The organism is Burkholderia sp. A2 (assembly GCF_001729305.1).
Taxonomy (GTDB): Bacteria; Pseudomonadota; Gammaproteobacteria; order Burkholderiales; family Burkholderiaceae; genus Burkholderia; species Burkholderia sola.
The window spans coordinates 36,408-61,640 of sequence record NZ_LZXX01000093.1 but is presented as its reverse complement, the minus strand read 5'-3'; the positions used below and the strand labels follow the sequence as shown (position 1 = coordinate 61,640).

Genomic DNA, 25,233 nt, shown 5'->3' with positions numbered 1-25,233 from the left:
GGGCATGCGTTGTTTTAGTGCGCGTCCTTCTTCGCGCCGGACGACTTCTTGCCCGAGGGTTTCGCCGCGGGCGGCGGGGCGTCGGCGGGCGTGTCGTCCGCCTTCGCGTCTGCTGCTGCCCTGGCGGTCTTGCCGTTCGGTTTGGCCTTGCCATCGGCGTCCTGCTTTGCGTCCTTCGTGTCTTTCGCTTCAGGCGCGGCGAGCTTGTTGAACTTCACTTCGTCGCTGTCCTTGTCGTAGTCGACCTCGCACTTGTCGCCCGACTTCAGCCGATCGGCGAGGATTTCCTTCGCGAGCCGCGTCTCGATGGTCTGCCGGATCTGGCGCTTCAACTCGCGCGCGCCGAATTCGGGCTGGTAGCCGGCTTCGGTCAGGTGCGCGACGAGCGAGTCGCCCATCACGAGCGTGATGTCCTGCGCGGCGGCGGTACGCACCACGCGGTCGAGCTGGATCTGCACGATCGCGCGGATGTTGTCCTTCGACAGCGCGTGGAAGACGATCACCTCGTCGATCCGGTTCAGGAACTCGGGCCGGAAATGCCCCTTCAGCACCTGCATCAGTTCCTCGCGGATCGCCTTGTCGGTCTTGCGTGCGGCTTCCGGCTGCGTGAGGTTGTCCATGATGATCGCCGCGCCGAGGTTGCTGGTCGCGATGATGATCGTGTTGCTGAAATCGACCACGCGGCCCTTGCCGTCGGTGAGACGCCCGTCGTCGAATACCTGCAGCAGCACGTTGTAGACGTCCGGATGCGCCTTCTCGATCTCGTCGAGCAGGATCACGCTGTACGGGCGTCGCCGCACGCGCTCGGTGAGCTGCCCGCCTTCGTCGTAGCCGACGTAGCCGGGCGGTGCGCCGATCAGCCGCGCGACCGCGTGGCGCTCCATGTATTCCGACATGTCGATGCGGATGATCGCCTGCTCGTCGCCGAACACGGTCTCGGCCAGCGCCTTCGCGAGCTCGGTCTTGCCGACGCCCGTCGGCCCGAGGAACAGGAACGTCGCGATCGGCCGGTGCGTCTGGCCGAGCCCCGCGCGCGACAGCCGCACCGCATCGCTGACGGCGACCACCGCATCGGCCTGGCCGACCACGCGCTCGCGCAGCTGCTCTTCCATCTTCAGCAGCTTCTGGCGTTCTTCCTGCGTGAGTTCGGACACGGGGATGCCGGTCAGCCGCGACACGACCTCGGCCACCGATTCGACGGTCACCTCGAGCGTCTCCGAACCGGTTTTGCGCTGCCACGCCTCCATCATCTCGTCGACGGCCTTCTGCTTCGCGCTGATCTGCTCTTCGAACTGCTTCGCTTCGTCGAAGCGCTTGCGCGACGTCGCGTAGTCCTGCTCGCGCTTCAGCTGCGCGATCTGCGCTTCGCCTTCCTGAATGTCGACCGGACGCGACGTCGCGCCGATCCGCACGCGCGCGGCGGCCTGGTCGATCAGGTCGATCGCCTTGTCGGGCAGGAAGCGCGACGTGATGTAGCGGTCGGCGAACTCGGCGGCCGCGACGAACGCGTCGTCGGCGAACGTCACCTGGTGGTGCGCCTCGAGGCTGTCGCGCAGCCCGCGCAGGATCACGATCGTCTGCTCGACGCTCGGCTCCGGCACGAACACGGGCTGGAAGCGGCGTTCGAGCGCGGCGTCCTTCTCGATGTACTTCTGGTATTCGTTGAGCGTCGTCGCGCCGATCAGGCTCAGCTCGCCGCGCGCGAGCGCGGGCTTCAGCACGTTAGCGATGTCGAGGCCGCCTTCGCCGCCGCCCTGGCCCGCGCCGACGATCGTATGCAGCTCGTCGATGAACAGGATCAGTTCGTCCTGCTTCGCGGTCACTTCGTCGATCAGCTGCTTCGCGCGTTCCTCGAATTCGCCGCGATACTTCGCGCCGGCCACCATCGAGTTGATGTTGACTTCGACGAGCCGCTTGTCGCGCAACACTTCGGGCACGTCGCCGTTGACGATCCGCTGCGCGAGCCCCTCGACGATCGCGGTCTTGCCAACGCCCGGCTCGCCGATCAGCACCGGGTTGTTCTTCTTGCGGCGCGCGAGCACCTCGATCGTGCTCTCGATTTCCTGCGCGCGGCCGAGCACCGGATCGAGCTTGCCCTGGCGCGCGATCGCGGTGAGGTCGCGGCCGAACTTGTCGAGGTTCGGCGTGCCGGTCGGCGCATCGACGCGGCCGTCCTCGGCGCCCTTGCCGACCACCTTCACGACCTTCTGGCGCAGCGCCTCGGGCGTCACGCCGTATTTCTTCAGCAGCGTGCCGGCGACGCTGTCCGGCACCGCCGCGAGCCCGATCAACAGGTGCTCGGGGCCGATGTACGAGTGGCCGAGATCGCGCGACGCCTGAAACGCGTACTGCACGGCCTTCTTCACGCGCGGCGAGATCGACAGCTTGTCGAGCGGCGCATCGGGGGCGGCCGTGCCGGTGTGCGCATGCGCGTCGATGTACGTCTTGATGTCCTCCGGCGACAGCTTCAGTTCCTTCAGCAGCGCGGCGCACATGTCGGTGTCCGCGAGCGCGTACAGCAGGTGTTCGGAATCGAGCTCGCTGCGGCGCAGCTCGTGCGCCTTCTCGGCCGCGCGCTGCAGCAGTTCGAGCGTCTGTTCGCTGAACGCGTCGGTCGGGTCGACCGATTCGCGCGGAATCTCGGCGGCGAGCGGCGATTCGTCGCCGAGCCCGCCGAACAACGACGACGGTCCGCCACCGCCGAGCAATGAATCGAACGGATTCAGCATGCTTTGATGCCGCATCAGCTGACGGAAGTGATAATCGCAGATCGAGATGGTCTTGCGCTCGCCGTCCTGCATCACGGTGGCGCGCGCAACGGCCGGCCGCGCGTGGCAGATATCGCAAAGTGCGGGCATGGTGGTCTGGCTCCTGTCGGTGAAGGTGGGTCGAAGCGTGACGCCCGATGCGGTGCGGCGCTCGCGCGTCCCGATCGCATACGCACGACGCGCACGGCGGCGGCGCGTGTCGCACCGGTGCGACACGCGCGGTGCGCGCCGGCGTGGCGCACGATCGCGGTCGGGGCGGGAAGCGCGGGTGCGGCAAGGAGCCCACGGCATCGCTTCGACTGCGTTCAAAATAACGAATCGACGCGGCCCGTCCAAGACACAGTTCCATGCCGGACCGGCCGTGAATTGCACCCTCACATGGACGCGGGACGGGGCGGCAAGGAGTACAGACGCGCAAGCGGGCGGCGGCGCGGGCGTGCGCGGCGCGTGCGGCTTGCGGTGGAAGGAGCTGGAAAGGGCGGCGCCCGAACGGCGCGCGGTGCGACATCGGCGCGCAGCGCGCCCGCAGTGGGCAAACGGAGGGTGGTGTCGCCGACCTCGCGGCCCGCGCTCGCGTCGACCGTCTGCTTCAGGGTAGCGACGGACGCCTGCAACGCCTGTAATGCATCATTCGATTCGCTCATGACATCCTCCATGCAGGACGGGCTGGATCGGCGACGAACCCGTGGCCGGCGCCGCGGCGTCGCGCGCCGGCCACCGCGCTCAGGCGGCTGCGTTGCCCTGCGGCGCCACGGCCACCGATGCCTCGCTCGTCAACATCAGGAACGTGAACGTTTCGCGCAGGTACAGGCGGACGCCCTTGTCGGTGTGGCTCGTGTAGCCGATCGACAGGTCTTCCCCGAGGTGCAGCTCGTAATCGCCGCCGCGCGTGGACAGCACGCAGCCGCCGCTGATCGCCGGCGCCCAGATGATCTCGCCGCTGACGATGCGTTTGATATGGCCGAGGACCGGATAGCCCTGGTCGCGCGCTTCGCTGAGCGCGGTGTATGCGTCCGACCCGAGCACGACCGAGTACGGGCCGTCGACGCCGGCGAGGCGCAACGCTTCCAGCGCGTCGCTGATCGCGTCCGGGTACGCGCCGACGTCCGCGGGCAGCGTGAGCCGTCGGTTCGACGTGCCTTCGCGGATGCCGATGATGCCGGCCGCGCGGTAGCCGTCGAAGATCGCGCTGTCTTCGGCGAACGCGAGCCGTTGCGCGGCTTCCTTCGCCGGCTGCCAGTCGGCGTCGCGCGCGCCGCGCTCGACGCTGTCGATCGCGTCGCGGCTCAGTTCGAACGGCACCGTCAGCTCGACGATCGTGCGTACTTCGCGCAGCCGCGCGTTCACGAGCTCGCGCGGCGCGGCCACGTCGAGCAGGTGCCCGGTGCCGACGGCCGACAGCTCGGGGCCTTCGGGGCCGTCGACGTCGACGACGCGGCGGCCGGCCACCGATCGTTTGAAGGTGCGCGCCACTTCCTCCTCGATTTGTTCCCAGGCGGACGACGAGATCGGGGCGAGTTCGCGATGCAGGTTATTCATAGGTCGGGGTTCCTTTCAGCGAGCCGATGTTCAGCGAGCCGTCGCGACGTGGCGCGGCAGGCGCGGACGGCGTGGATTCCGGTTGGGCGGCGCCGTCGGCCGGCGCCGGGCGGTCGGCGAGCGCTTCGAGCAGGTCGGCCGACGGCACGAAGAACAGCGAGCCGGTGACCGCGCGGCTGTAGTCGAGCAGGCGGTCGTAGTTGCCGGGCGGGCGGCCGACGAACATGTTCTCGAGCATCTGCTCGATCGGCGCCGGCGAGCGCGCATAGCCGATGAAATAGGTGCCGAATTCGCCGGCGCCCGGGCGCCCGAACGGCATGTTGTCGCGCAGGATCTTCACTTCCTGGCCGCCCTCGTCGAGCGTGGTCAGCGAGCTGTGCGAGCACGACGGCTTCACGTCCGGCGCGAGCTCGATGTCGGACAGCTTGGTGCGGCCGATGATGCGCTCCTGCGTTTCGACCGCGAGCGCGTTCCAGCCGGCCATGTCGTGCAGGTACTTCTGCACGAGCACGTAGCTGCCGCCCGCGAATTCGGCGTCTTCGTCGCCGATCACCGTGAAGTCGACCGCCTCGCGGCCTTCCGGGTTCTCGGTGCCGTCGACGAAGCCGATCATCGCGCGCTGGTCGAAATTGCGGAAGCCGTGCACCTCGTCGACGACCGTGACCGCGTCGCCGAGCGCATTGAGCAATTGCGTCGCCAATTCGAAGCACAGGTCCATCGCTTCCGCGCGGATGTGCAGCAGGATGTCGCCGGGCGTCGCGATCGCGACGCGCTGGCCGGCGCCGAATTCGCGGAACGGATGCAGCGACGCGGGGCGCGGCTCGCCGAACAGCGCATCCCATGCGTCGGAGCCGAAGCCGCAGACGCACGTGAGGTTGCCGCCCGGCACGCGCTTGCCGACCGAGCGCACGAGCGCGGCGATGTCGCCGCACCATGAACGGATCGTGTCGGCGTGATCGGCGCCGGGATTGATCGTCGCCACGAGAAAGATCGCGCTGCGCGTGATCGGGCTGTGGACGGCCTGGGAGAGCGGGGGAGGGGTAGTCTGCATCGCGGCCTGCCGGTCAGTCATGTCGGGACGGGCGGGCCGTGGCGCGCGAACGGTTGAACTGTGTCATGCGACGGTTCTCTTTGTGACGTGCGGATGAAGGACGTTGCGCGGGCATCGCGCAACGGGCCGCAGCGGCGGCAGCCGGCCTCCGGCGCGAAGGGGAGGCGGACGTGGCGGCCGCGCGTTCGCCCGGCGCGTGAGCTGTCCGCACCGCGTAACGTCGTCGAGCCTGCAATCTAGCAGCTTCGACGGGGCTTTGGAACACGTATCGATGATCTGTCATTCGAATGGGTCAAACAGGGCTCGGTTTTGTGCGGCGCCCGCGCAGCTGTACTCCTGGCGCGCGCGGCGCTGTGCTCTTGAGCGTGCGTGTCGCGTGCAGTAGATTAGGTTCCGCTCCGCCCGACGACGACCCTCATGATGAACCTTTTGGAAGCGATGCGTATTTTCGGTGCAATCGTCGAGCACGGCGGGCTGTCCGGCGCGGCGTCCGATCTGCAGCTCGACGTCGCGCAGGTGGGCGCGCGGCTCGACGATCTCGAACGCTATCTCGGCTGCCGGTTGTTGCTGGACCGCACGGGCGACGCCGTGTGCACCGAGGCCGGCGCCGCGTTTCATGCGTGTTGCCGGCGCACGCTGTCCGCGGTCGCGCAGGCGACCGGCGCGATCGGAACCGGCGCATGCGCAACGGTTTCCCGTCCGCCCGTCGCAGGCTTTCCGTTTCCCGACACCCTCCGCCGCCGCGATGGAGCATCGATCGCGGCACCGACGACATCGCACCGGATACCGCGTTGAATACTTCCACTGCATCCGCCGATACGGCCGCCGAGCGCATTCGTCGCCGCTTCGGCCATTTCCTCCACGCGGCCGAACTGGCCGGGCTGGTCGTGATCGGTCTGGCGACCGCGTTCGCGATGGCGCAGGAAGCGTGGAAGGTCGTGCTCGCGGGCGAGGTATCGCTGACCGACCTGCTGCTGATGTTCCTGTATCTGGAAGTGCTCGCGATGGACCTGCGCTACCTGCGGCTTGGTCGGCTGCCGGTGCGGTTTCCGCTGTTCATCGCGATGACGTCGCTCGCGCGCGACCTGATCCTGCGCGGCGCGACCGACAGCCCCGAGCGGATGCTGATGACGACTTTCGGGATCGTGCTGCTCGCGGTCGGCGTGCTGATCCTGAGCTTCGGCCAGCATCGCTTTCCGGCGGACGTCGACGATGTCGAGGACGACGTGCATGCGCGCAAGTAACGCGGCCCGCGCGGCATTCGAAGCGAACCCCGGCGCGCCGTGCGACGTGCGGCGGCCCCATCCTCATCCCAACACACGAGGTGTCGCATGACCAGCCAATTGATCGTCGCCGTATTCGGCAGCGTCGACACGGCCCGCCGGGCCGCGAACGATTTCGACGCGCTGTCGGAGAAGAACGAAGGATTCCATATCGAAAATGGCGTCGTCGTCGAGAAGGACGCGAACGGCGAGCTCGCGGTGCTCGACGCCGAATCGCGGCCGTTCAGGGGCGGCGCAATCGGCGCAATCGCGGGCGGCTTGCTCGGCCTGCTCGCCGGGCCGCTCGGCGTGGTGACCGGCATCGCGGCCGGCGCGGGCGCCGGCCTGCTCGCGCAAGCGGCCGGCAACGCGCTGCTCGACGGCACGTTCGTCGAGACGGTCGCGGCGCGGCTCGTGCCCGGCAGCGTCGCGGTCATTCTCGAAGCGAAGGAGGACACGCCGTTCTCGGTCGACAACGTCGTCGCGGGATTCGGCGGCAAGGTCTTCCGCCACGCGCTCGACTGAGCGCGCGCCTGTCGAATCGATTCAGGAGAGTGGCATGCGCATCGACCAATCGTACCGGCGCTTCGACATCGCGGCGACGCTGTCGCCGCTGCCCGGCAACCGCGCGATCGCGATCGTCGACGTGACGACCGACGATCCGGGCCGCGTCGCCGATCTCGGCACCGGCCAGTTCCTCCAGATCCGCAAGTGGCTCGAGTCGAACGACATCGCGCTGCTGACGGTGGTGTTCGACGAGTGCAAGGTCGCGATCGACCACTACGCGGACAACGTCGACGACGCTTGAGTGCGAGCGGGCCCGCCCATGGCCGGGCTTCGCTTCGCCGCCGCTTCCTCTGCTACCGCAATACATCATGACGTGCGCCGGACGAACGGCTGCCGTGCGAGCGCGCGCGGCCGCGCCGTCGCGTTCGCATCATCTGTTCACCACGCCGGCCGGATTTGACGTTTCCTCGCCAAACTGTCACTTACATTCGCCGAAATGACGCAGTAGGATGCCGAACCTTGTCTTGATGAGATTCGCATTGCTATCCGCCTTCAATTTCGGTAACGGACGAGGTTCCAGCCGGGACACCCGCACCCGGCGACGGCTATCCGGCTTCGTGCATCGGCGCGGCGGTGCCGCTCATGCGGCGCAGGCCGGTTCATCGCTGGCGGGGCGAGGCGGATGAAGCTCTACGAGAAATTTGCGAACGACGTAGAGCGACTCATTCGGCAAGGGGTATATCGACACGGCGACCGTGTGCCGTCGGTGCGGCAGGCGAGCCAGCAGCACCGGATCAGCATCACGACCGTACTGCATGCGTATCTGCTGCTGGAAAGTCGCGGGCTGCTCGAAAGCCGGCCGCAGTCGGGCTATTTCGTGAACCTGCGGCGTGACGACGGCCACGCGCCGGTACGCGAGTTGCGGCCGTCGAAGCCGATCGCGATCTCGTCGTCGGTGGATGTAAGCCGGCTCGTGCTGTCGACGTTGCGCTCGATCGGCACGGACGACGCGGTGCCGCTCGGCTCGCCGTATCCGGACCCGAGCCTGTTCCCGTTCGAGAAGCTGAACCGCTACGCGTACGCGGCCGGCCGCGACAAGTCGCTGTGGGGCGTGACCGACGGGCTGCCGCCCGGCCATCCGCGGCTGATCAGGCAGATTGCGCGCCGCTACCTGGAAAACGGGATGTCGGTGGACCCGAACGAGATCATCGTGACGGTCGGCGCGACGGAGGCGATCAACCTGTGTCTGCAGGCGGTGGCGAAGCCGGGCGACACGATCGCGGTGGAATCGCCGACGTTCTACGCGATGCTGCACGCGATCGAGCGGATGGGGATGAAGGCGATCGAGGTGGCGACGCATCCGGAATACGGGATCGACATCGCGGCGCTGGCCGCGATCGCGAAGTCGCAGCCGATCGCCGCGTGCATGGTGATGCCGAACTTCCAGAATCCGCTGGGTTTCCAGATGCCGGACGAGCGCAAGCGCGAACTGGTTGAGTTCGCAGCGAAGGCCGACCTGCCGATCATCGAGAACGGCGTGTACAACGAACTGTATTTCGGCAACATGCATCCGAGCACGCTGAAGTCGTTCGATCGCCATGACATCGTGCTGCATTGCGCGTCGTTCTCGAAGAGCCTGACGGCCGCGTACCGGATCGGCTGGGCGTTGCCGGGCCGCTACCGCGAGCAGGTCGAGAAGCTGAAGTTCCTGAACACGCTGGCGACACCGTCGTTGCCGCAGCTCGCGATCGCGGAGTTTCTCGAACGCGACGGCTACGAACATCACCTGCGGCGGGTTCGCAAGGCGTATGCGCAGCAGGCGAACCTGATGCGCGCGATGGTGTCGCGGTTCTTCCCGGACGGCACGCGCATTTCGAGCCCGGCGGGCGGCTACGTGCTGTGGGTCGAGCTGCCCGCGCAGATCGACGCGATGCGGCTGTACCAGCTCGCGCTGGAGCAGGGGATCACGATCGGCCCCGGCTACATGTTCTCGATCGCGGACAGCTACCGGAATTTCATCCGCCTGAACTACAGCAGCCCGTGGTCGCCGGAAATCGAGCGCGCGGTCGTCACCGTCGGCAAGCTCGCCGCATCCTGCATCGACTGACCGCGCCGCGGCGGGCGGCGCGCGACGTCATGTCAGCCGGTACGACTGCGCGCCCGTGCCCGCGAGCGTGCCGCCGTCGACGATCAGGTATTCGTTGCGGATCGGCTTGCCGTCGAACCAGCATTGCAGGATCTCCAGCGTGCCGGCCGCATAGCGCGCCTGCGCGGACAACGACGTGCCGGAGATGTGCGGCGTCATCCCGTTGAACGGCATCGTGCGCCACGGGTGATCGGCCGGCGCCGGCTGCGGAAACCATACGTCGCCGCCATAGCCGGCGAGATGGCCGGACGTGACGGCATTCACGACCGCGTCGCGGTCGACCAGCTTCGCGCGCGCGGTGTTGATCAGGTACGCGCCGCGCTTCATCCGCGCGATCATCGCCGCGTCGAACAGGTGCTCGGTCGACGGGTACAGCGGAATCTGCAGGTTGACGATATCGACGGCGCTCGCGAGCGACGCCACATCGGCGTGATACGTGAGCGCGAGCGCCTGCTCGATCGACGCATTGAGCCGATGGCGCTGCGTGTAGTGCAGCTGCAGGCCGAACGGCTGCAGCCGGCGCAGCACGGCGAGACCGATGCGACCCGCGCCGACCGTGCCGAAATGCATCCCTTCGACGTCGTAGCTGCGCGACACGCAGTCGGCGATGTTCCAGCCGCCCTGCAGCGCGATCGCATGCGACGGCAGGTAGTTGCGCACCAGCGCGAGCGTCGTCATCACCACGTGCTCGGCGACGCTGATGCTGTTCGAGCCGGTGACTTCGGCAACCGTGATGCGCGCGCGCGCGGCGGCGTCCAGATCGACGTGATCGGAGCCGATGCCGGCCGTCAGCGCGAGCTTCAGCTTCCGCGCGCGGGCGATGCGTTCGGCGCTCAGGTACGCGGGCCAGAACGGCTGCGAAATCACCACGTCTGCTTCGGGCAGCCGGCGCTCGAATTCGGAGTCGGGGCCGTCCTTGTCGCTCGTGACGATCAGCGTGTGGCCGTGCGCTTCCATATAGCCGCGCAAGCCGAGCGCGCCGGACACCGAGCCGACGAGTTCGCCGGGCCGGAAGCCGGGCGGGCCGGCCGGGGTCGGCGCGGTTTGACCGTCCGCGTAGTGCGTGACGACCGGAATCGTGTCGCGCACGTAGCGCGGCGGATAGCCGTCGACGGGATCGGGGTAGAGCACGCACAGGACGGTGGCCATCGGGTAGTGCTCCTTTGACAGGTGAAGGCGGCACGCGGCTTGCGCGGGTCGCGCCGTGCCCCTCGCAGGCGGCCGCCGTGTTGCGCCGCAACGCTGATCACGTTCTACGCCGGTCGCGGATCGCGTACAAGCTACAGTCCGCGTTTGCGTGCGCTGCGAGGCGTCTGTACCTGTTCTTTTCAGGAGGGATGGCGATAATGGGATCGTTACCTGACTTTTCGGGAGCCACGTCATGACTGGAAGCGATGCTGCGTCCTCACCCGATCTCACGCAAGGGATCGCGCTCGACGATCTCGCCGACGGCGCGATGATCGAAGGCCATGTCGGCGACGCGGCGGTGCTGCTCGTGCGCCGTGCCGACGAACTGTTCGCGGTGGGCGCGCAATGCCCGCACTACGGCGGCCCGCTGGCCGAGGGCCTGCTGGTCGGCGACACGATCCGCTGCCCGTGGCATCACGCGGCGTTCTGCTTGCGCACCGGCGAGATGGAACGCGCGCCGGCGCTCGACGCGCTGCCGTGCTGGCGCGTCGAGCGGCGCGACGGCCGCGCGGTCGTGGTCGATGCGCGGCCGGCCGCCGCGCCGCCTGCGCTGAAGGACACCGGGCTGCCTGCGTCGGTCGTGATCGTCGGCGGCGGCGCGGCTGCGATCGCGGCGGCCGTGACGCTGCGGCAGGAAGGCTATCCGCACGCGATCACGCTGCTGAGCGCCGATGCCGATCCGCCGTACGACCGGCCGAACCTGTCGAAGGATTACCTCGCGGGCACGGCTCAGGCCGATTGGCTGCCGCTGCGCGCACCGTCGTTCTATACCGATCAGCGGATCGACGTGCGCTGCAACACGCGGGTCGCGCGCATCGATCCCGCGCGGCGGGAGGTCGAGCTGGCTGACGGCAGCCGTATCGAATACGGCGCGCTGCTGCTCGCCACGGGTGCCGAGCCGAACCGGCTGAACGTGCCCGGCGCCGATCTGCCGCACGTGTGTACGTTGCGCTCTCGCGCCGATTGCGATGCGCTGATCGCGAAGCTGAAAACCGCGCGACGCTGCGTGGTGGTCGGCGCGAGCTTCATCGGCCTCGAAGCGGCCGCCGCGTTGCGCACGCGCGGGCTCGACGTGCACGTCGTCGCGCCCGATCCGCATCCGATGGGCCGCGTGCTCGGCGATGCGCTCGGCGACACGATCAAGGCGCTGCACGAAGCGCACGGCGTCGTATTCCATCTCGGCGCGACGCCCGCGCGGATCGGGCCGGACAGCGTGACGCTGTCGAACGGCGACGTGCTGCCGGCCGACGTCGTGCTGGTGGGGATCGGCGTGCATCCGAACGTCGAACTCGCGCAGGACGCCGGGCTCGCGGTCGAACGCGGCGTGACGGTCGACCGCTTCCTGCAGACGAGCGCGCCCGGCATCTATGCGGCAGGCGATATCGCGCGTTGGCCCGATCCGCTGACGGGCGAGCGGATTCGCGTCGAGCACTGGGTCGTCGCCGAGCGGCAGGGCATCGTCGCGGCGCGCAACCTGCTCGGCCAGCAGCGGCCGTTCGACGCGGTGCCGTTTTTCTGGAGCCAGCATTACGACCTGACGCTCCGCTATGTCGGGCATGCGGAGCAATGGGATCGCGTCGAGATCGACGGCGACCTCGGCGAGCACGACTGCTCGATCGCGTACTGGCGCGGCAACACGCGGCTCGCGGTCGTGACGATCGCCCGCGATCTCGACAACCTGAAGGCCGAAGCGGCGCTCGAGCGGCAGATGGCTTCCGCATGAAAGCAGCATGACGACACCCACCGAACCTTGAATGGAGGCGAAATGAACCCTGACGTCCGTGCCCGTTTCGAAACCGAGTTCGCGCCGCGCATTGCGACGCGCTTGCGCGGCCTGTATCAGCCTGGCGAAGTGAAGGTCGACGTCGTGCCGCACGACGGGCAGGGCAGCCCGACCTGCATCGACGTGATCGGCCTCACGTCGACGGTCGGCCTGCCGAACCGGTTGAACGCGCGGCTCGCGTGGCGCGACGATGCGATCGCCGGTCTGCTGGCCGAGCCCGACCATGGCCGCTTCGATCGCTATCTCGCGGTGCTGCCGGTCACGATCGAGCGCTGGCAGATGGAATTGCCGGTCGATTTCAGCAGCCGGACGCAGCGCGATCGCGAGATCCTGATCGGCGACCTCGATTTCGATGCGTGACGTGCGTCGCGCGATGCCGGCCGATGGGGCGCGGCCGAACCGCGCGCGGTTACCGGTCGCGCGTTCGGATGATCACGCGCCCCTGGTCGATGCCGCCGCGCAGCGCTTCGTCGCACGTGAGCCATTCGGGCGTGACGAGTTCGGGCGCGGGCAGGTCGACGGGCGTGCCGTCGCGGAAGATCCGCACCTGCGCGACCCATGCGCCGTTCGCGTTGCGCGTCGCGTCGACGCGAATTTCGTGACCCATGAAAGTGTCGGTGGCTTGCATCGAGCGGGGCCCTCCGTCGTGGATGAACGTGGTGCGTGGATCGTATCAGCATGGCGGGCTCCGCGCATCGAAAACGAACCGGCGTGTGCGTGTCACGTGCCGCGCGAGACGGGAGCGACCCTGTGGCCTTCGACCTGACCTTTTCCATCAAGGTGTTCGCGGCGCTGTTCGCGATCATGAACCCGATCGCGAACATTCCGGTGTTCCTGTCGCTGACCGAAGGCGCGGCGGACGGCGTGCGTCGCAAGGTCGCGCTGACGGCCGCGATCGGCGTGACGGTCGGCTGCATCGTGTCGGCGGTCGCAGGGGGCGCGATCCTGCACGTATTCGGTTTGACGATCGACGATTTCCGCCTCGCGGGCGGGCTGCTGGTGCTGTTGATCGCGCTGTCGATGCTGCATGGTGCGCCGAGCCGCCAGCATGCGCCGGGCGCCGACGAAGGCGCCGATCCGGCGGCAGCCGACAGCGTCGCGATCTACCCGCTGACGATTCCGTTGCTGGTCGGCCCCGGCACGATCGCGACGATGATCGTGCTCGGGCACAGTGCCGTCGCGAGCGGGCAGGAACTCGCGTTCGCGCTCGGGCTGGCCGCATTTCTCGTGCTGCTGGCCGTGTCGTTGCTGTCGGCGCCGTTGATCGGCCATTACCTGTCACCGCGCGTGACGGCCGTCACGCAGCGCCTGATGGGGATGATTCTCGCGGCGATCGCGATGCAGATGATCGTCGCGAGCCTGAAGGCCGCGTTCGGGTTGCCGCATTGAGCGCGCCCGTTCGCCTGCATGGAGTCGCTGAATGAACACGCTGATCGTCTTGTCCTATCCCGATCTCGACGCGGCGCGTCGCGCGCTGGCCGAACTCGGCACGCTGCGCGACCGGCACGTCGTCGCGCTCGCGGGTGTCGTGATCGTCGAGTGCTCGACCGACGGACAGTTGCGCACGCATGCAGTCGATCCGGGCCGCGTGTCGTCCGGTTCGCTGCTCGACAGCGTGGTCGCGCACGTCGAATCGTCGCTCGACGCGTGGCGCGAACGTCCGGCGGACGATGCGCTGACCGACCGCGTCGCGCGCAAGGCGCGCCCGGGCACCGTGTCGCTCGGGCTGGCCGCGACGCAGCTCGACATCTACGCGCTGAGCGCGGCGCTCGCGCCGCTGGGCGGCGAAGTGACCGACACGACGCTGTCGATCGACGACGAACTGAAGCTCGTCGAAGCGATCTCGAACGCGCGCGACGGCAGCGGTGAGCCCGGCGATAGCGGTCCGCCCACGGACTGACGCGCCGGCACGGCCCCTCCCCGAAGACGAAGCGCTTTCTCTCCGTGCGTCACGGCGCGCCGCACAGGCGCATGCCTTGCTCGATCGGCTCGACGGTGACCTTTACCGTTTCCGCTTTCGACAAGGAGGGCCTGACATGAAAGCAGTCGTATTTCACGGCATCGGCGACATTCGCATCGACACGGTGCCCGATCCGGAAGTCTCCGCGGCGACCGACGCGGTCGTGCGCCTGACCGCCAGCGCGATTTGCGGCACCGATCTGCACATGGTGCGCGGCACGCTCGGCGGGATGAAGCCGGGCACGATCCTCGGCCACGAAGGCGTCGGCATCGTCGAGGCGGTCGGGCGCGACGTACGCAACCTGCGGCGCGGCGATCGCGTGCTGATTCCATCGACGATCGCGTGCGGCAGTTGCGCGTACTGCCGCGCCGGTTACACCGCGCAATGCGACGTCGCGAACCCCGGCGGGCCGCGCGCGGGCACGTCGTTCTTCGGCGGGCCCGCTGAAACCGGCCCGTTCGACGGGCTGCAGGCCGAATACGCGCGCACGCCGCTTGCGCATGCGAGCCTGATCCGGCTGCCCGATGCGATCGACGACGATCGCGCGATCCTGATGTCGGACATCTTCCCCACCGGCTATTTCGGCGCGCAGCTTGCGGAAGTGAAGCCGGGCGATACGGTCGCCGTGTTCGGCGCGGGGCCGGTCGGGCAGTTCGCGATCGCGAGCGCGAAACTGATGGGCGCCGGCCGCGTGATCGCGATCGACCGCATCGCGTCGCGGCTCGAGATGGCGTGCGCGCAGGGCGCCGAGATCGCCGATTTTTCCGAGGACGATCCAGTCGACACGATATTGCGGCTGACGGGCGGGATCGGCGTCGATCGCGTGATCGACGCGGTGGGCGTCGATGCGATGCGCGCGACGCACGGGCCGGCCGCGGCCGATCGCGACGCCGCGCGCGCGTTCGATGCGGAAGTGGACGCGATCGCGCCGCACCGCAAGCCGGACGGCCGCAACTGGGTGCCGGGCGACGGGCCGTCGCAGGTGTTGCAATGGGCGGTGCGCGCGGTCGCGAAGGCCGGCACGATCTCGGTGATCGGCGTATATCCGCAGGCGGCGCGCGTGTTTCCGATCGGCGAGGCGATGAACCGGAATCTCACGATCAAGATGGGCAACTGCAATCACCGGACGGTGACGCCGCCGCTCATCGAGCTGGTGCGCAGCGGTGCATTCGACCCGCTGTCGGTGCTCACGCGCAGCGAGCCGCTGACGAACGCGATCGATGCGTATCGCGCGTTCGACGTGCGCGAGCCCGGCTGGATGAAGGTGAAGCTGACGCCGTGACGACACGAACCGAAACGATGCAAACCTAAACGATGCAAACCGAAACCGGGAGCACTGCGATGAGCGATCAATACGACAACTGCATGGCCGCGTGCGATGCGTGCGCGCACGCGTGCGACACCTGTGCGGCCGCCTGCCTCGCGGAGCGCGACGTGCACGCGCTGGCGGGCTGTATCGCGCTCGACATCGAATGCGCGCAGCTGTGCCGCTTCGCGTCGGGCGCGATGGCGCGCCGCAGCGGGCTCGCACCGCGCATTTGCGCGCTGTGCGCGCACGCGTGCGACTTGTGCGCGGCCGAGTGTTCGCGGCATGCGCACGAACATTGCCGCCGCTGCGCGCTTGCGTGCGAGGCGTGCGCGGCGATGTGCCGCGCGATGGCCTGAGGCCGGGCGCTTACGGCGTGTCCTGAACCTGGCGCGCGACGCGCTGCAGCAGCGCGTCGAGGACGGCCATCTCGACGGGCTTCACGAGATGGTCGTCGAAGCCCGCGCGTTCGGTGCGCGCGAGGTCGGACGCGCGCGCATGGCCGGACAGCGCGACGCAGGTCGTGTCGCGCAGCGCGTCGATCGCGCGCAGTTCCTGCAGCAGCGTGAAGCCGTCGACGTCCGGCATCGTCAGGTCGAGCAGCATCAGTTGCGGTGCGTAGTCGCGCGCGAGGGCGAGCGCGTCGGCCGCGTTGTACGCGACGCGCGGCGCATGCCCTTTCAGTTGCAGCAGCACCGCGAGCGTATCGGCCGAATCGCGGTTGTCGTCGACGACGACGATGCGCAGCGGCACGTGGGCCGGCTGTTCGAGCGCGGCCGGCGCGGGCGGTGCGGAGGGGACGGTGCGGGTCGTTTGCGCGATCGGCAGCCAGATTGTGAACGTTGCGCCGTGGCCGGGCCCGTCGCTTTCCGCGACGATCCGCCCGCCGTGCAGTTCGACGAACGACCGGCAGATCGCGAGACCGAGCCCGAACCCGTCGGACGGGGAGCGACTCGACGCGCCTTCCTGCTGGAACAGGTCGAAGATGGCGTCGAGCGCGCCCGGCGCGATGCCGACGCCGTGATCGGCGACGCGGATCGCGACCAACGGCCCCTCGATCCGCGCGCCGACGTCGATCCGGCCGCCGTGCGGCGAGAATTTGGACGCGTTGTCGAGCAGGTTGTGCAGCACCTGGACGAGCCGTGCGTCGTCGCCGTGCAGGGCCACGGAATCGGCCGGCAGATCGACGCGGATCCATTGCCCGCGCGCGGCCAGCTTCGGCTGGATGCTCTCGATGCCGCGGCACACGATGTCGCGCACGGTAGTGGGGCGCGCGTCGAGTTCGACCTTGCCGGCCGTGATGCGCCCGACGTCGAGCAGATCGTCGACGAGCCGCGTCAGTTGTCCGACCTGGCGATGCACGGCGTCGCGACACTGCGCGAGCGCGGGCGCGGGATCGGGCAGGCTCTGCAGCACGCCGACCGAATTGCGCAGCGGCGCGAGATGATTGCGCAGCTCATGCGCGAGCATCGCGATGAACACGCTGAGCCGATGCGTCGATGCTTCGAGTTCCTCGAGCCGCTTGCGCTCGGTCATGTCGCGCGTGATCTTGATGAAGCCGCGCAGCTGATGCGTCGCGTCGTGCACCGGCGTGATCGTCACGCTCGCCCAGAACTGCGTGCCGTCCTTGCGCACGCGCCAGCCTTCGTCCTCGAAGTGGCCGTGTGCGGCGGCCAGCGCGAGCCCTTGCGACGGCCGGCCGGCCGTGATCGCGTCGGTCGGATAGAACAGCGAGAAATGGTGGCCGACGATCTCGGCGGCGGAGTAACCCTTGATGCGCTGGGCGCCGGCGTTCCACGTCGCGACGTTGCCATAAGGGTCGAGCATGAATACCGCGTAGTCGGTGATCGACTCCACCACGGTCTGAAACCGGAATTCGGCGAAGCGGTGCAGCAGGTCGCGCGGGTCGGACGAGCCGGGCGGCGGCGGATGCGGTTGGAGATCGGCGTCGTCTTTCTTCATCGGAGCGGCAAGTTGAAAATACGGGCGGCCGCAAGTCGCCGGCCCGCCCCCGGACGCGCCGGCGGCGGCCATATGGAGCGAGTTGGCACGTCCGAAAGCATAAAGGAACTCGATTCAGCTGATCAATGGGTGCGCATGGGCCGTGCCGTCCGCCGTGCCGGCCGGCTGCGCCCGGCGCGGCATGCCGATTGCACGCCGGTACGGTCCCTGCCGCGCGGCGGCCCTCCGGCCGATCGCGCGGCGGCAAGCCAGGCAAGGAGATCGACATGAACAGCACGCTCAATCCCGATAACGAACCGGCCGGCCCGGACGACGACAACGCCAGCCGCGGCCGGGACGGCCGGGCGCTGGGCCCGAGCGACTCGTCCGACAGCGGCAGCGACACGGCGGGCGCGCGGCGTCATCCGTTCGACGTCGATTCGCCGCTCGACGACCACGCGCTCGAACGCGGCGACGCGGCGCTCGACAGCGATACGGACCGCGCGGGGACGGGCGAGCGCGCGTCGGCGGACGGCGATTCGACGCTCGAGGAAGGCGCGGACATCGAGCCGGACCGCACGGAGCGGCTCAGCGAGCCCGGTCGCACGGACGACCCGGACGAACCCGGCGCCGCGCCGTGACGCCCGGCACGCAAAAACTGCAATCGCGTTGCAGATTCGGGCGCCTGGCGGCTTCCCCGCGCTGCGACGCGCAACCGTCGCGGGACGGCAATGGCGCCGGCACGCGATTTGCATTCACCCGACCGTCGCACGCCGGGTCGCGGCATGGTGCCGCGCGCGGTGCAGGCGATCAAGGAGAGACACGATGCAACGACGATATCCCGGACGGTCCGGCGAGCGCGGTGGGCCGTCCGACTGGCACGAGCGCAACGAACGCGCGTACCGGGGCGCCGGCGAGCGCGGTATCCCGGACGACCCGGCCCGGTGGCCGGAAGAAGACTACGAATCGGCTTACCGCCGCTTCGCGAGCGAGGACGTGGGCCCGGAAGACTGGGGCAGCGAATGGACCGAGCGCGCCGCGCGGCCGGCCGACCAGCGGCGCGGCGCGGCCGACCCGGACTGGCCGGGCGGCGCGCGCCAGCCGGCGCGGGACGTCGAGCGTGGCTACGGCGACCCGGGCCGCCGGGCGGAGGAGCGCGAAGGCCGGTACGGTGGCGAGCGCCCGGAGTTCCGCAGCCAGCACCGGATGGGCGGGTACGGCGGCGAGCGCGATCGGGGCGACCCGCGCTACGGCGGCGGCGCGCCCGACCTGTCGCGGTTCGGCAGGGACACCGAACGTGACGCGCTGCGCCATCGCCGCGGGCCGAAAGGGTATACGCGCTCGGACGAGCGGATTCGCGAGGACGTCTGCGAGCGGCTCGCGCATGCGCTCGAGATCGACGTGAGCGACGTCACCGTGCAGGTGAAGGAGGGCCGCGTCGAACTGGACGGCACGGTGCCGGCGCGCTGGATGAAGCATGACATCGAGGATCTGGCCGACGGCTGCCTGGGCGTGCGCGACGTCGAGAATCGCGTGCGCGTGCGCCGCGACGGCGAACACGATACGGGCATGGTGCTGCATCCGGACCAGCGGACCGTCACGCCGACCCACCCTGCCGCACGCGACCCCGAGCCGGGCACCGTGGCGAGCGGCCGCGAGCGCGAACCGCGCCATTGACCGCCCGTGCGTGAAACGCCGCGCCCCCGACCGCGAGTACTGCGTGCATGACGACCGGAATCGACGAAACGCCCGTCAAGGACCGTGATGCGGCGGCAGGCCGCGACCGCCGCAACCTCCGCCATCGCCGCGACAAGCGCGGACTGCGAGTACGGATCGCGGTCGAACTCTGGCGCGCGATCTGGCATTACCGCGCACGCGTGCTGGCGGCGATCGTGCTGCTGGTGCTCGCGAAAGCGGCGGCCGTATCGGTGCCGCTGCTGCTCAAGGACATCGTCGACGGCTTCGGCCGCGCGGCCGGCCAGCCGATGGCGTGGCCGGTGTTGCTGCTGTTCGCGTACGCGGTCGTGCGCTTCGCGTCGAACGCGCTGAACGAAGTACGCGACATGACCTTCGTGCAGGTCACGCAGCATACGGTCGCGTCGTTTACCGTGCGCACGTTCGGCCATCTGCATCGCCTCGGTGCGCGTTTTCATGCGCAGCGCGAGACGGGCGCCGTCGTGCGCGATCTCGAGAAAGGCACGGCCGGCATCGGCTACCTGCTCGGCGTCGCGGTGTTCACGGTCGTGCCGACGGCCATCGAGATCGGCTCGGTGCTCGTGATCGTGATCGGCAAGTACGGCGGCGGCTTCACCGCGATCATCCTCGTCACGTTCACCGTCTACGCGGCGTATACGGTGGTGTTCACGCGCCGGCGCATGCGTTACCAGCGGCGCGTGAACGCGCTGGAGGCCGAGTCGAATTCGCGCGTGGTCGACAGCCTGCTGAACGTCGATACGGTCAAGTACTTTGCGCGCGACGACGTCGAGCGCGACCGCCTCGACCGCGTGCTCGGCGAATGGCGCGAGGCCGGCGTCGACAACCAGTACGCGCTGTCGACGCTGCATATCGGGCAGAGCGCGTGCATCGGCGCGGGGATCGCGGCGGTGATGCTGCTCGCCGGGCAGCAGGTCGCGCGCGGCGCGATGACGATCGGCGATCTCGTGCTGATCAACGCGTACATCATCCAGATCAGCCTGCCGCTGAATGCGCTCGGCTTCGTGTTCCGCGAGGCGAACGACGCGATGACGAACATCGAACGGCTGTTCGGGCTGCTTGATGCGCGCGGCAAGCCCGGCGAGGACGGCGATGCGCCCGGTGCGCAGCCGCTCGTCGTGCGCGGCGGCGCGATCGAGTTCGAGCATGTCGACTTCGGCTACGAGCCGAGCAGGCAGATCCTGTTCGACGTGTCGTTCCGCATCGAGCCCGGGCAGACGGTCGCCGTGGTCGGCGGCAGCGGCTCGGGCAAGTCGACGCTCGCGCGGCTGCTGTTCCGGCTGTACCAGCCCGATGCGGGCACGATCCGCATCGACGGCCAGGACCTGCGGCTCGTCACCGAGCGCAGCCTGCGCGACGCGCTGGGCATCGTCCCGCAGGACACCATCCTGTTCAACGACACGCTCGCGTACAACATCGCATACGGCAAGCGCGACGCGACCCGCGGCGAGGTGATCGCGGCCGCGCGCGGCGCGCAGCTCGACGCGTTCATCGAGCGGCTGCCCGAGGCGTACGACACGCGCGTCGGCGAGCGCGGCGTACGGCTGTCGGGCGGCGAGCGGCAGCGGGTCGCGATCGCGCGCGCATTGCTGAAGGCGCCGCCGATCGTCGTGTTCGACGAGGCGACGTCGGCGCTCGACACACGCTCGGAGCGCGCGATCCAGCAGGAGCTGATGCGCGTCGCGCGGCATCGTACGAGCCTCATCATCGCGCACCGGCTGTCGACGATCGTCGATGCCGACCGCATCCTCGTGATGGAGTACGGCCGGCTCGTCGAGCAGGGCACCCACGACGAGCTGCTGGAAAGCGGCGGCGTGTATGCGCAGATGTGGTCGCTGCAGGCGAAGCAGCGCGAACTGGAGCGCACGGAGGCGAAGTTCGCGCGGCAGCCGGTGCGGATCAACCCGCTCGTGTCGCAGGTGCTCGATTCGCTGGCGGAGGCGGCCGCGCAGCGCGGCGTGCCGGTGTTCCGCCACCTGACGGACGAGGATCTCGTCGTCAAGGCCGATCCGGCCGCGCTGCGACGCTTCGTGTGGGAACTGTGCCGCGGCGCGATCGACGCGAGCAGCGGCGGGCAGCTCGAGGTGCGCACCGCGCGCCACGACCCGGAAGCGCGGATCACGATCGCGTGCGCGGGCGTCGATGCCGCCGAACTGTCGCTGATCGATCTCGAACGATTGCAGGACGCGATCGAGGAAGCCGGCGGCTACGTCGTGCGCGAACGCGACGATATCGGCGTGACGCTGCACCTGTCGCTGCCGATGTACGCGGTGGTGCCGGGGTCGGTGCAGCCGGACGGTGCCGCGCCGCATCCGGACGCCGGCGGGGCGACCGCCGCGAAGCCCCTCGACGGGCTGCGCATCGCGTGCGTGGACGACCACGACGAGGCGCGCGAGGCACTCACCGCGCTGCTGAAGGTGGCCGGCGCCGACGTGCACGCGTATGCGTCGGGCCAGGCGTTGCTGGACGACCTGTGGCGCGCGCGCCGGGCCGACTGGCCGGCGCTGCTCGTCTGCGACATCGACCTCGGCGACGACGAGGAGGACGGCTACGCGGTGATGGCGCGCGTGCGTCAGCTCGACGCCGCGCGCGATCGCGACGGCCGTGCGCCGCTCGAAGCGCTGGCGTTGTCCGGCCATGCGCGCGATCGCGACCGCACGCGCGCCGTCGAAGCCGGTTTCCATGCGTACCTGACCAAGCCCGCGGTAGCGGCCGACCTGATCGCGGCGTTGCGTGCGCTCGCGTTTTCCTCCGGAGAAATCCATGCCGAACCTTCTGAATCCGACGACACCCGAAGCCCTGAACGCACGTCGCGGCGGTAGCGCGTTCGCGGACCGCCAGGCCGCGGTGGCGGCCGTCGAGCTGCTGCTGCCGACCCTGTCCGCCGCGCTGCAGAGCGATTTCGTCGGCGACAGCGGTTGCCTGCACATCGTGATCATGGACCCGGCGCTCGGGCCGCACGACGCGGCGTTCGAGGACGCGATCCTGTATGAGTTTTCGCTGCCCGACCCGAAGGACTGGGACGCCGACTATCGCGCATACGCGCGGGCCAAGGCGCGGCTGTCGTGGGAAACGGGCCGCGACGGCCACGTCGTGCAGGCGCTGGAGCCGTACCGGCTGCGCGCGGGCGACACGAACCTGTGGGGTGGCGTCGCGCTCGGCGGCATCGTGGTCGGCGTGTCGGGCGCGCAGCCGTGGTTCGACGAGGCGTTCGCGGGCTGCATCGCGCACTGCCTGCGTGCGCTCGCGAAGCACCGCGCGCAGGCGACGCCCGACGGGCTCGCGATCTGAGGGGACCGCCTAGGTGGGGCCGCCTAGGTGGGACCGCCTGGGCGCGGCTGCCCGGGCCGGTTTTTACAGCAGGTTATAAAAAAGCCAGCAAGCGCGCGCCACGGTCCGATGCGGCGCGGGCGCGCGCAGGCCGGCACGGTTTTCGCTGTACTCCTGCACGGACGGTTGTCGCGACAAGTGTCGCCGTCAGCCGGATTGCTTTCCGACATCGACAGGAGGTGCAGGTGAACGCGACTCACGATTCAGCCAAACCGCCGCTCGCCGGCCGGACCGCACTCGTGACCGGGGGCGGCCGCGGTCTCGGCGAAGCCATTTGCGAAGAGCTTGCGCAGCACGGCGCGCATGTCGTCGTCGCTGATCTCGACGGCGACCGCGCGGCAGCCGTCGCGCAGCGACTCGAACGGCACGGCGGGCAGGCGATGGGACGGCCGCTCGACGTGCGCGACGAAGCATCGGTGCTGCAGGTCGTGCACGATGCGCGCGAGTCGCTCGGCGACCTCGACGTGATCGTCAACAACGCGGCGATCGACGTGACCGCGCCGATCGACGACGTGAGCGTCGACGCGTGGCAGCAGGTGCTGATGACGAACCTGTTCGGCCCGTACCTGATGTGTCACGCGGCCGTGCCGATGATGAAGGCGCGCGGCAACGGCCATATCGTGAACATCGCGTCGACCGCATCCAAGCGTGCGTGGCCGAACGCGTCCGCGTATCACGCGACGAAGTGGGGGCTGCTCGGCCTGTCGCACGCGCTGCATGCGGAGCTGCGGCCGAGCGGCGTGCGCGTGTCGGCGATCGTCGCGGGCGGGATGCGCACGCCGTTCCTGCTCGACCGTTTTCCCGACATCGACGAGGACACGCTGCAGCCGCCGGAGCACGTCGCGGCCGCCGTGCGCTTCGTGCTGACGCAGCCGCCGGGCACCGTGGTGCCGGAGCTGATGGTGCTGCCGATGAAGGAGACATCATGGCCCTGAAGCGCGAACGGGGGCTGCCCGGCGCGGTGCTGCTCGACAAGGACGGCACGCTGCTCGACGACGTGCCGTACAACGTCGATCCCGCGCGCATGCGCCTCGCGCCGGGCGCCGCGCGCGCGCTGCGCACGCTCGGCGCGACCGGCATGCCGCTGGCGGTCGTGTCGAACCAGCCGGGCGTCGCGCTCGGTCGCTTTACCGAACACGAGCTTGGCGCGGTCCGCCAGCGTCTCGCCGAACTGTTCGAAGCAAACGGCGCGACGCTGGCGGATTTTTTTTACTGCCCGCATCACCCGCAGGGCAGCGTGCCGCGCTACACGTGCGACTGCATCTGCCGCAAGCCGCGCCCCGGCATGCTGCGCCGCGCGCTCGCCGCGCTCGGCGCCGTGCCCGAATGGAGCTGGATGATCGGCGACATCCTCGACGACGTCGAGGCCGGCCGCACCGCGCGCTGCGGCACGATCCTGGTCGACTGCGGCAACGAGACCGAGTGGCGGCTCGACGCCGCGCGCACGCCGCATCACGTGGTCGATCGCGTCGACCTGGCGGCCGACATCGTCGTACGCGAGGCCGCGCGCCGGCACGGCTCGTGGGGGCGGCAATGAGCACGGCCTGGAGCCGCGCCCGGCGCATTCTGTGCGTGCGGCTCGACAGCATCGGCGACGTGCTGATGACCACGCCCGCGCTGCGCGCGCTGAAGGAGAGCGGCGCCGATCGCCAGCTGACGCTGCTGACGTCGCGCACGGGCGCCGCGCTCGCGAAGCATCTGCCGATGGTCGACGACGTGTGGAGCTACGACGCGCCATGGGTCAAGCATCCCGACGTGCGCGGCGATCCGGTGGCCGATCTCGACATGATCGACCGGCTGCTGGCGGGCCGTTTCGACGCGGCCGTGATCTTCACCGTCTACAGCCAGAATCCGCTGCCCGCGGCGATGATGTGCTGGCTCGCCGGTATCCCGCTGCGGCTCGCGCATTGCCGCGAGAATCCGTATGAACTGCTGACCGACCGCGTGCCGGAAACCGAGCCGGAATCGCACGTGCGCCACGAGGTCGCGCGCCAGCTCGCGCTCGTGCGTGCCGTCGGCGCGAAAACGGCGGACTGGCGGATGGCGTTCGAGCCGGGCGACGCGGCGCGCCGTGCGGTGCACACGCGGCTGCAGGCGGCGTTGCAACGTATCGGCGGCGCGCGCCGGCCGGCGGCGGCGCGCCCGCGTTGGCTCGTCGTCCACCCGGGCGCGACCGCCGCGTCGCGGCGCTGGCCGGCCGAGCGTTTCGGCGAAGCGGCCGCCGCGGTCGCACCGCTGTTCGACGGCATCGCGGTGACGGGCAGCGCGGACGAACGCGCGCTGGTCGACGCGGTGTGCGAACGGGCGGGGCCGCGCGCGGTGCCGCTCGCGGGCGTGTTGCCGCTCGGCGAGCTCGGCGCGCTGATCGAGACGGCCGACCTGCTGCTGTCGAACAACAGCGGCCCCGTGCATCTCGCGGCCGCGCTCGGCACGCCGGTGGTCGACCTGTATGCATTGACCAATCCGCAGCACACGCCGTGGCGTGTGCCGCACCGTGTGCTGAACGTCGACGTGCCGTGCCGCAACTGCTACCGCAGCGTGTGCAACCAGCCCGGTCATCCGTGCCTGCGCGGCGTGAGCGTCGACGATGTCGCCGCCGCCGTGCACGCGTTGCTGCGCGGCAGCGCGCGCCATGCGCAACGCACGGCCGCGCGGGCCGCCGCGCACGACGGCGAGCCGGTCGCGGCGAACGCATCGAACGTGATTCCGTTCGCGCACGTCATCACGAGGAACTGACGC

General features: G+C 69.5%; 25 protein-coding genes. 18 read left to right on the top strand and 7 right to left on the bottom strand.

The features are described 5' to 3' along the window. Positions 1–14: 14 nt before the first annotated feature. The 4 genes from A9Z05_RS16985 to A9Z05_RS16975 all read right to left on the bottom strand — a co-directional run bounded on the left by A9Z05_RS16985 (position 15) and on the right by A9Z05_RS16975 (position 5,379). A complete protein-coding gene (locus tag A9Z05_RS16985) occupies positions 15–2,858 on the bottom strand; it encodes an ATP-dependent Clp protease ATP-binding subunit (protein WP_069619131.1) in 2,844 nt (947 codons plus the stop codon). Between the two features lie 284 nt (positions 2,859–3,142). Beyond that, positions 3,143–3,412, bottom strand: coding sequence for a hypothetical protein (locus A9Z05_RS34835; RefSeq protein WP_084044302.1), 270 nt, complete (start codon positions 3,410–3,412; stop codon positions 3,143–3,145). Between the two features lie 79 nt (positions 3,413–3,491). Next, positions 3,492–4,307, bottom strand: coding sequence for a family 1 encapsulin nanocompartment shell protein (locus A9Z05_RS16980; RefSeq protein WP_069619130.1), 816 nt, complete (start codon positions 4,305–4,307; stop codon positions 3,492–3,494). Next, positions 4,300–5,379, bottom strand: a complete 1,080-nt coding sequence (locus tag A9Z05_RS16975; RefSeq protein ID WP_069619129.1) for a Dyp-type peroxidase — start codon at positions 5,377–5,379, stop codon at positions 4,300–4,302. The genes A9Z05_RS16980 and A9Z05_RS16975 overlap by 8 nt, the downstream gene beginning before the upstream one ends. Before the next feature lie 399 nt (positions 5,380–5,778). Here A9Z05_RS16975 and A9Z05_RS16970 point away from each other — a divergent pair, with 399 nt between their 5' ends. The 5 genes from A9Z05_RS16970 (at position 5,779) to A9Z05_RS16950 (ending at position 9,234) form a co-directional block, all read left to right on the top strand. Next, the gene (locus tag A9Z05_RS16970; protein ID WP_069619211.1) at positions 5,779–6,153 is read left to right on the top strand and encodes a LysR family transcriptional regulator; all 375 of its coding nucleotides are present in this window, start codon (positions 5,779–5,781) and stop codon (positions 6,151–6,153) included. Continuing rightward, positions 6,150–6,602 (top strand): phosphate-starvation-inducible protein PsiE, encoded by a 453-nt coding sequence (locus A9Z05_RS16965; protein WP_012336571.1) that lies wholly within the window; start codon positions 6,150–6,152, stop codon positions 6,600–6,602. The genes A9Z05_RS16970 and A9Z05_RS16965 overlap by 4 nt, the downstream gene beginning before the upstream one ends. 87 nt (positions 6,603–6,689) lie before the next feature. Further along, the gene (locus tag A9Z05_RS16960) at positions 6,690–7,145 is read left to right on the top strand and encodes a DUF1269 domain-containing protein (protein WP_069619128.1); all 456 of its coding nucleotides are present in this window, start codon (positions 6,690–6,692) and stop codon (positions 7,143–7,145) included. Between the two features lie 34 nt (positions 7,146–7,179). Further along, a complete protein-coding gene (locus tag A9Z05_RS16955) occupies positions 7,180–7,428 on the top strand; it encodes a hypothetical protein (protein WP_069619127.1) in 249 nt (82 codons plus the stop codon). A gap of 381 nt (positions 7,429–7,809) precedes the next feature. Continuing rightward, the gene (locus tag A9Z05_RS16950; RefSeq protein ID WP_069619126.1) at positions 7,810–9,234 is read left to right on the top strand and encodes a PLP-dependent aminotransferase family protein; all 1,425 of its coding nucleotides are present in this window, start codon (positions 7,810–7,812) and stop codon (positions 9,232–9,234) included. Positions 9,235–9,261: 27 nt separating this feature from the next. Here A9Z05_RS16950 and A9Z05_RS16945 read toward each other — a convergent pair whose 3' ends face one another. Further along, positions 9,262–10,422 carry an NAD-dependent formate dehydrogenase gene (locus A9Z05_RS16945; RefSeq protein ID WP_069619125.1) on the bottom strand — a complete coding sequence of 387 codons (1,161 nt, stop codon included), beginning with the start codon at positions 10,420–10,422 and terminating at the stop codon, positions 9,262–9,264. A 232-nt stretch (positions 10,423–10,654) separates the two neighbouring features. On the opposite strand from A9Z05_RS16945, the gene A9Z05_RS16940 reads away from it, so the two are divergent. Both A9Z05_RS16940 and A9Z05_RS16935 read left to right on the top strand, forming a co-directional pair. Further along, entirely contained in the window at positions 10,655–12,184 is a 1,530-nt protein-coding gene (locus A9Z05_RS16940) for an FAD-dependent oxidoreductase (RefSeq protein ID WP_069619124.1), read from the top strand. Between the two features lie 42 nt (positions 12,185–12,226). Further along, positions 12,227–12,604, top strand: coding sequence for a DUF5594 family protein (locus A9Z05_RS16935; RefSeq protein ID WP_069619123.1), 378 nt, complete (start codon positions 12,227–12,229; stop codon positions 12,602–12,604). Between the two features lie 49 nt (positions 12,605–12,653). Here the strand turns inward: A9Z05_RS16935 and A9Z05_RS16930 are convergent, their stop codons facing one another. After that, positions 12,654–12,872: a DUF6566 family protein gene (locus A9Z05_RS16930; RefSeq protein ID WP_069619122.1), complete on the bottom strand. Its 219-nt coding sequence runs from the start codon at positions 12,870–12,872 to the stop codon at positions 12,654–12,656. Between the two features lie 122 nt (positions 12,873–12,994). On the opposite strand from A9Z05_RS16930, the gene A9Z05_RS16925 reads away from it, so the two are divergent. The 4 genes from A9Z05_RS16925 to A9Z05_RS16910 all read left to right on the top strand — a co-directional run bounded on the left by A9Z05_RS16925 (position 12,995) and on the right by A9Z05_RS16910 (position 15,869). After that, positions 12,995–13,633, top strand: coding sequence for a MarC family protein (locus A9Z05_RS16925; protein ID WP_069619121.1), 639 nt, complete (start codon positions 12,995–12,997; stop codon positions 13,631–13,633). Positions 13,634–13,664: 31 nt separating this feature from the next. Next, positions 13,665–14,144 carry a hypothetical protein gene (locus A9Z05_RS16920; RefSeq protein ID WP_069619120.1) on the top strand — a complete coding sequence of 160 codons (480 nt, stop codon included), beginning with the start codon at positions 13,665–13,667 and terminating at the stop codon, positions 14,142–14,144. 136 nt (positions 14,145–14,280) lie between these two features. Beyond that, positions 14,281–15,486 (top strand): zinc-dependent alcohol dehydrogenase, encoded by a 1,206-nt coding sequence (locus tag A9Z05_RS16915; protein ID WP_069619119.1) that lies wholly within the window; start codon positions 14,281–14,283, stop codon positions 15,484–15,486. A 59-nt stretch (positions 15,487–15,545) separates the two neighbouring features. Then, a complete protein-coding gene (locus A9Z05_RS16910; RefSeq protein ID WP_175975264.1) occupies positions 15,546–15,869 on the top strand; it encodes a four-helix bundle copper-binding protein in 324 nt (107 codons plus the stop codon). Between the two features lie 10 nt (positions 15,870–15,879). On the opposite strand, the gene A9Z05_RS16905 is transcribed toward A9Z05_RS16910, so the two are convergent. Then, positions 15,880–17,472, bottom strand: a complete 1,593-nt coding sequence (locus A9Z05_RS16905; protein ID WP_069619117.1) for an ATP-binding protein — start codon at positions 17,470–17,472, stop codon at positions 15,880–15,882. 266 nt (positions 17,473–17,738) lie between these two features. Between A9Z05_RS16905 and A9Z05_RS16900 the strand changes: the two genes are divergently transcribed. From A9Z05_RS16900 to A9Z05_RS16870, 7 genes are all read left to right on the top strand, one after another. Beyond that, positions 17,739–18,092 carry a chemotaxis protein gene (locus A9Z05_RS16900; protein ID WP_069619116.1) on the top strand — a complete coding sequence of 118 codons (354 nt, stop codon included), beginning with the start codon at positions 17,739–17,741 and terminating at the stop codon, positions 18,090–18,092. Between the two features lie 184 nt (positions 18,093–18,276). After that, the gene (locus A9Z05_RS16895; RefSeq protein WP_069619115.1) at positions 18,277–19,128 is read left to right on the top strand and encodes a BON domain-containing protein; all 852 of its coding nucleotides are present in this window, start codon (positions 18,277–18,279) and stop codon (positions 19,126–19,128) included. A 47-nt stretch (positions 19,129–19,175) separates the two neighbouring features. Further along, the gene (locus A9Z05_RS16890; protein WP_256122009.1) at positions 19,176–21,986 is read left to right on the top strand and encodes an ABC transporter transmembrane domain-containing protein; all 2,811 of its coding nucleotides are present in this window, start codon (positions 19,176–19,178) and stop codon (positions 21,984–21,986) included. Further along, positions 21,928–22,455 carry a hypothetical protein gene (locus A9Z05_RS16885; RefSeq protein WP_034196537.1) on the top strand — a complete coding sequence of 176 codons (528 nt, stop codon included), beginning with the start codon at positions 21,928–21,930 and terminating at the stop codon, positions 22,453–22,455. The genes A9Z05_RS16890 and A9Z05_RS16885 overlap by 59 nt, the downstream gene beginning before the upstream one ends. Before the next feature lie 224 nt (positions 22,456–22,679). Beyond that, positions 22,680–23,429: an SDR family oxidoreductase gene (locus A9Z05_RS16880; RefSeq protein WP_069619114.1), complete on the top strand. Its 750-nt coding sequence runs from the start codon at positions 22,680–22,682 to the stop codon at positions 23,427–23,429. Then, entirely contained in the window at positions 23,420–24,031 is a 612-nt protein-coding gene (locus A9Z05_RS16875) for an HAD-IIIA family hydrolase (RefSeq protein ID WP_069619113.1), read from the top strand. The genes A9Z05_RS16880 and A9Z05_RS16875 overlap by 10 nt, the downstream gene beginning before the upstream one ends. After that, the gene (locus tag A9Z05_RS16870; RefSeq protein ID WP_069619112.1) at positions 24,028–25,230 is read left to right on the top strand and encodes a glycosyltransferase family 9 protein; all 1,203 of its coding nucleotides are present in this window, start codon (positions 24,028–24,030) and stop codon (positions 25,228–25,230) included. Before A9Z05_RS16875 ends, A9Z05_RS16870 begins: the two co-directional genes overlap by 4 nt. The last annotated feature ends 3 nt before the right edge of the window (positions 25,231–25,233 follow it).

Bases quoted from the DNA above. Each gene is read 5' to 3' on its own strand.
- A9Z05_RS16950 (WP_069619126.1), top strand. From the start codon at position 7,810: ATGAAGCTCTACGAGAAATTTGCGAACGACGTAGAGCGACTCATTCGG.
- A9Z05_RS16910 (WP_175975264.1), top strand. From the start codon at position 15,546: ATGAGCGATCAATACGACAACTGCATGGCCGCGTGCGATGCGTGCGCG.
- A9Z05_RS16970 (WP_069619211.1), top strand. From the start codon at position 5,779: ATGAACCTTTTGGAAGCGATGCGTATTTTCGGTGCAATCGTCGAGCAC.
- A9Z05_RS16985 (WP_069619131.1), bottom strand. From the start codon at position 2,858: ATGCCCGCACTTTGCGATATCTGCCACGCGCGGCCGGCCGTTGCGCGC.
- A9Z05_RS16900 (WP_069619116.1), top strand. From the start codon at position 17,739: ATGAACAGCACGCTCAATCCCGATAACGAACCGGCCGGCCCGGACGAC.
- A9Z05_RS16890 (WP_256122009.1), top strand. From the start codon at position 19,176: ATGACGACCGGAATCGACGAAACGCCCGTCAAGGACCGTGATGCGGCG.
- A9Z05_RS16895 (WP_069619115.1), top strand. From the start codon at position 18,277: ATGCAACGACGATATCCCGGACGGTCCGGCGAGCGCGGTGGGCCGTCC.
- A9Z05_RS16870 (WP_069619112.1), top strand. From the start codon at position 24,028: ATGAGCACGGCCTGGAGCCGCGCCCGGCGCATTCTGTGCGTGCGGCTC.
- A9Z05_RS16920 (WP_069619120.1), top strand. From the start codon at position 13,665: ATGAACACGCTGATCGTCTTGTCCTATCCCGATCTCGACGCGGCGCGT.
- A9Z05_RS16960 (WP_069619128.1), top strand. From the start codon at position 6,690: ATGACCAGCCAATTGATCGTCGCCGTATTCGGCAGCGTCGACACGGCC.
- A9Z05_RS16930 (WP_069619122.1), bottom strand. From the start codon at position 12,872: ATGCAAGCCACCGACACTTTCATGGGTCACGAAATTCGCGTCGACGCG.
- A9Z05_RS16885 (WP_034196537.1), top strand. From the start codon at position 21,928: ATGCCGAACCTTCTGAATCCGACGACACCCGAAGCCCTGAACGCACGT.
- A9Z05_RS16955 (WP_069619127.1), top strand. From the start codon at position 7,180: ATGCGCATCGACCAATCGTACCGGCGCTTCGACATCGCGGCGACGCTG.
- A9Z05_RS16905 (WP_069619117.1), bottom strand. From the start codon at position 17,472: ATGAAGAAAGACGACGCCGATCTCCAACCGCATCCGCCGCCGCCCGGC.
- A9Z05_RS16975 (WP_069619129.1), bottom strand. From the start codon at position 5,379: ATGACTGACCGGCAGGCCGCGATGCAGACTACCCCTCCCCCGCTCTCC.
- A9Z05_RS16875 (WP_069619113.1), top strand. From the start codon at position 23,420: ATGGCCCTGAAGCGCGAACGGGGGCTGCCCGGCGCGGTGCTGCTCGAC.
- A9Z05_RS16935 (WP_069619123.1), top strand. From the start codon at position 12,227: ATGAACCCTGACGTCCGTGCCCGTTTCGAAACCGAGTTCGCGCCGCGC.
- A9Z05_RS16940 (WP_069619124.1), top strand. From the start codon at position 10,655: ATGACTGGAAGCGATGCTGCGTCCTCACCCGATCTCACGCAAGGGATC.
- A9Z05_RS16980 (WP_069619130.1), bottom strand. From the start codon at position 4,307: ATGAATAACCTGCATCGCGAACTCGCCCCGATCTCGTCGTCCGCCTGG.
- A9Z05_RS34835 (WP_084044302.1), bottom strand. From the start codon at position 3,412: ATGAGCGAATCGAATGATGCATTACAGGCGTTGCAGGCGTCCGTCGCT.
- A9Z05_RS16945 (WP_069619125.1), bottom strand. From the start codon at position 10,422: ATGGCCACCGTCCTGTGCGTGCTCTACCCCGATCCCGTCGACGGCTAT.
- A9Z05_RS16915 (WP_069619119.1), top strand. From the start codon at position 14,281: ATGAAAGCAGTCGTATTTCACGGCATCGGCGACATTCGCATCGACACG.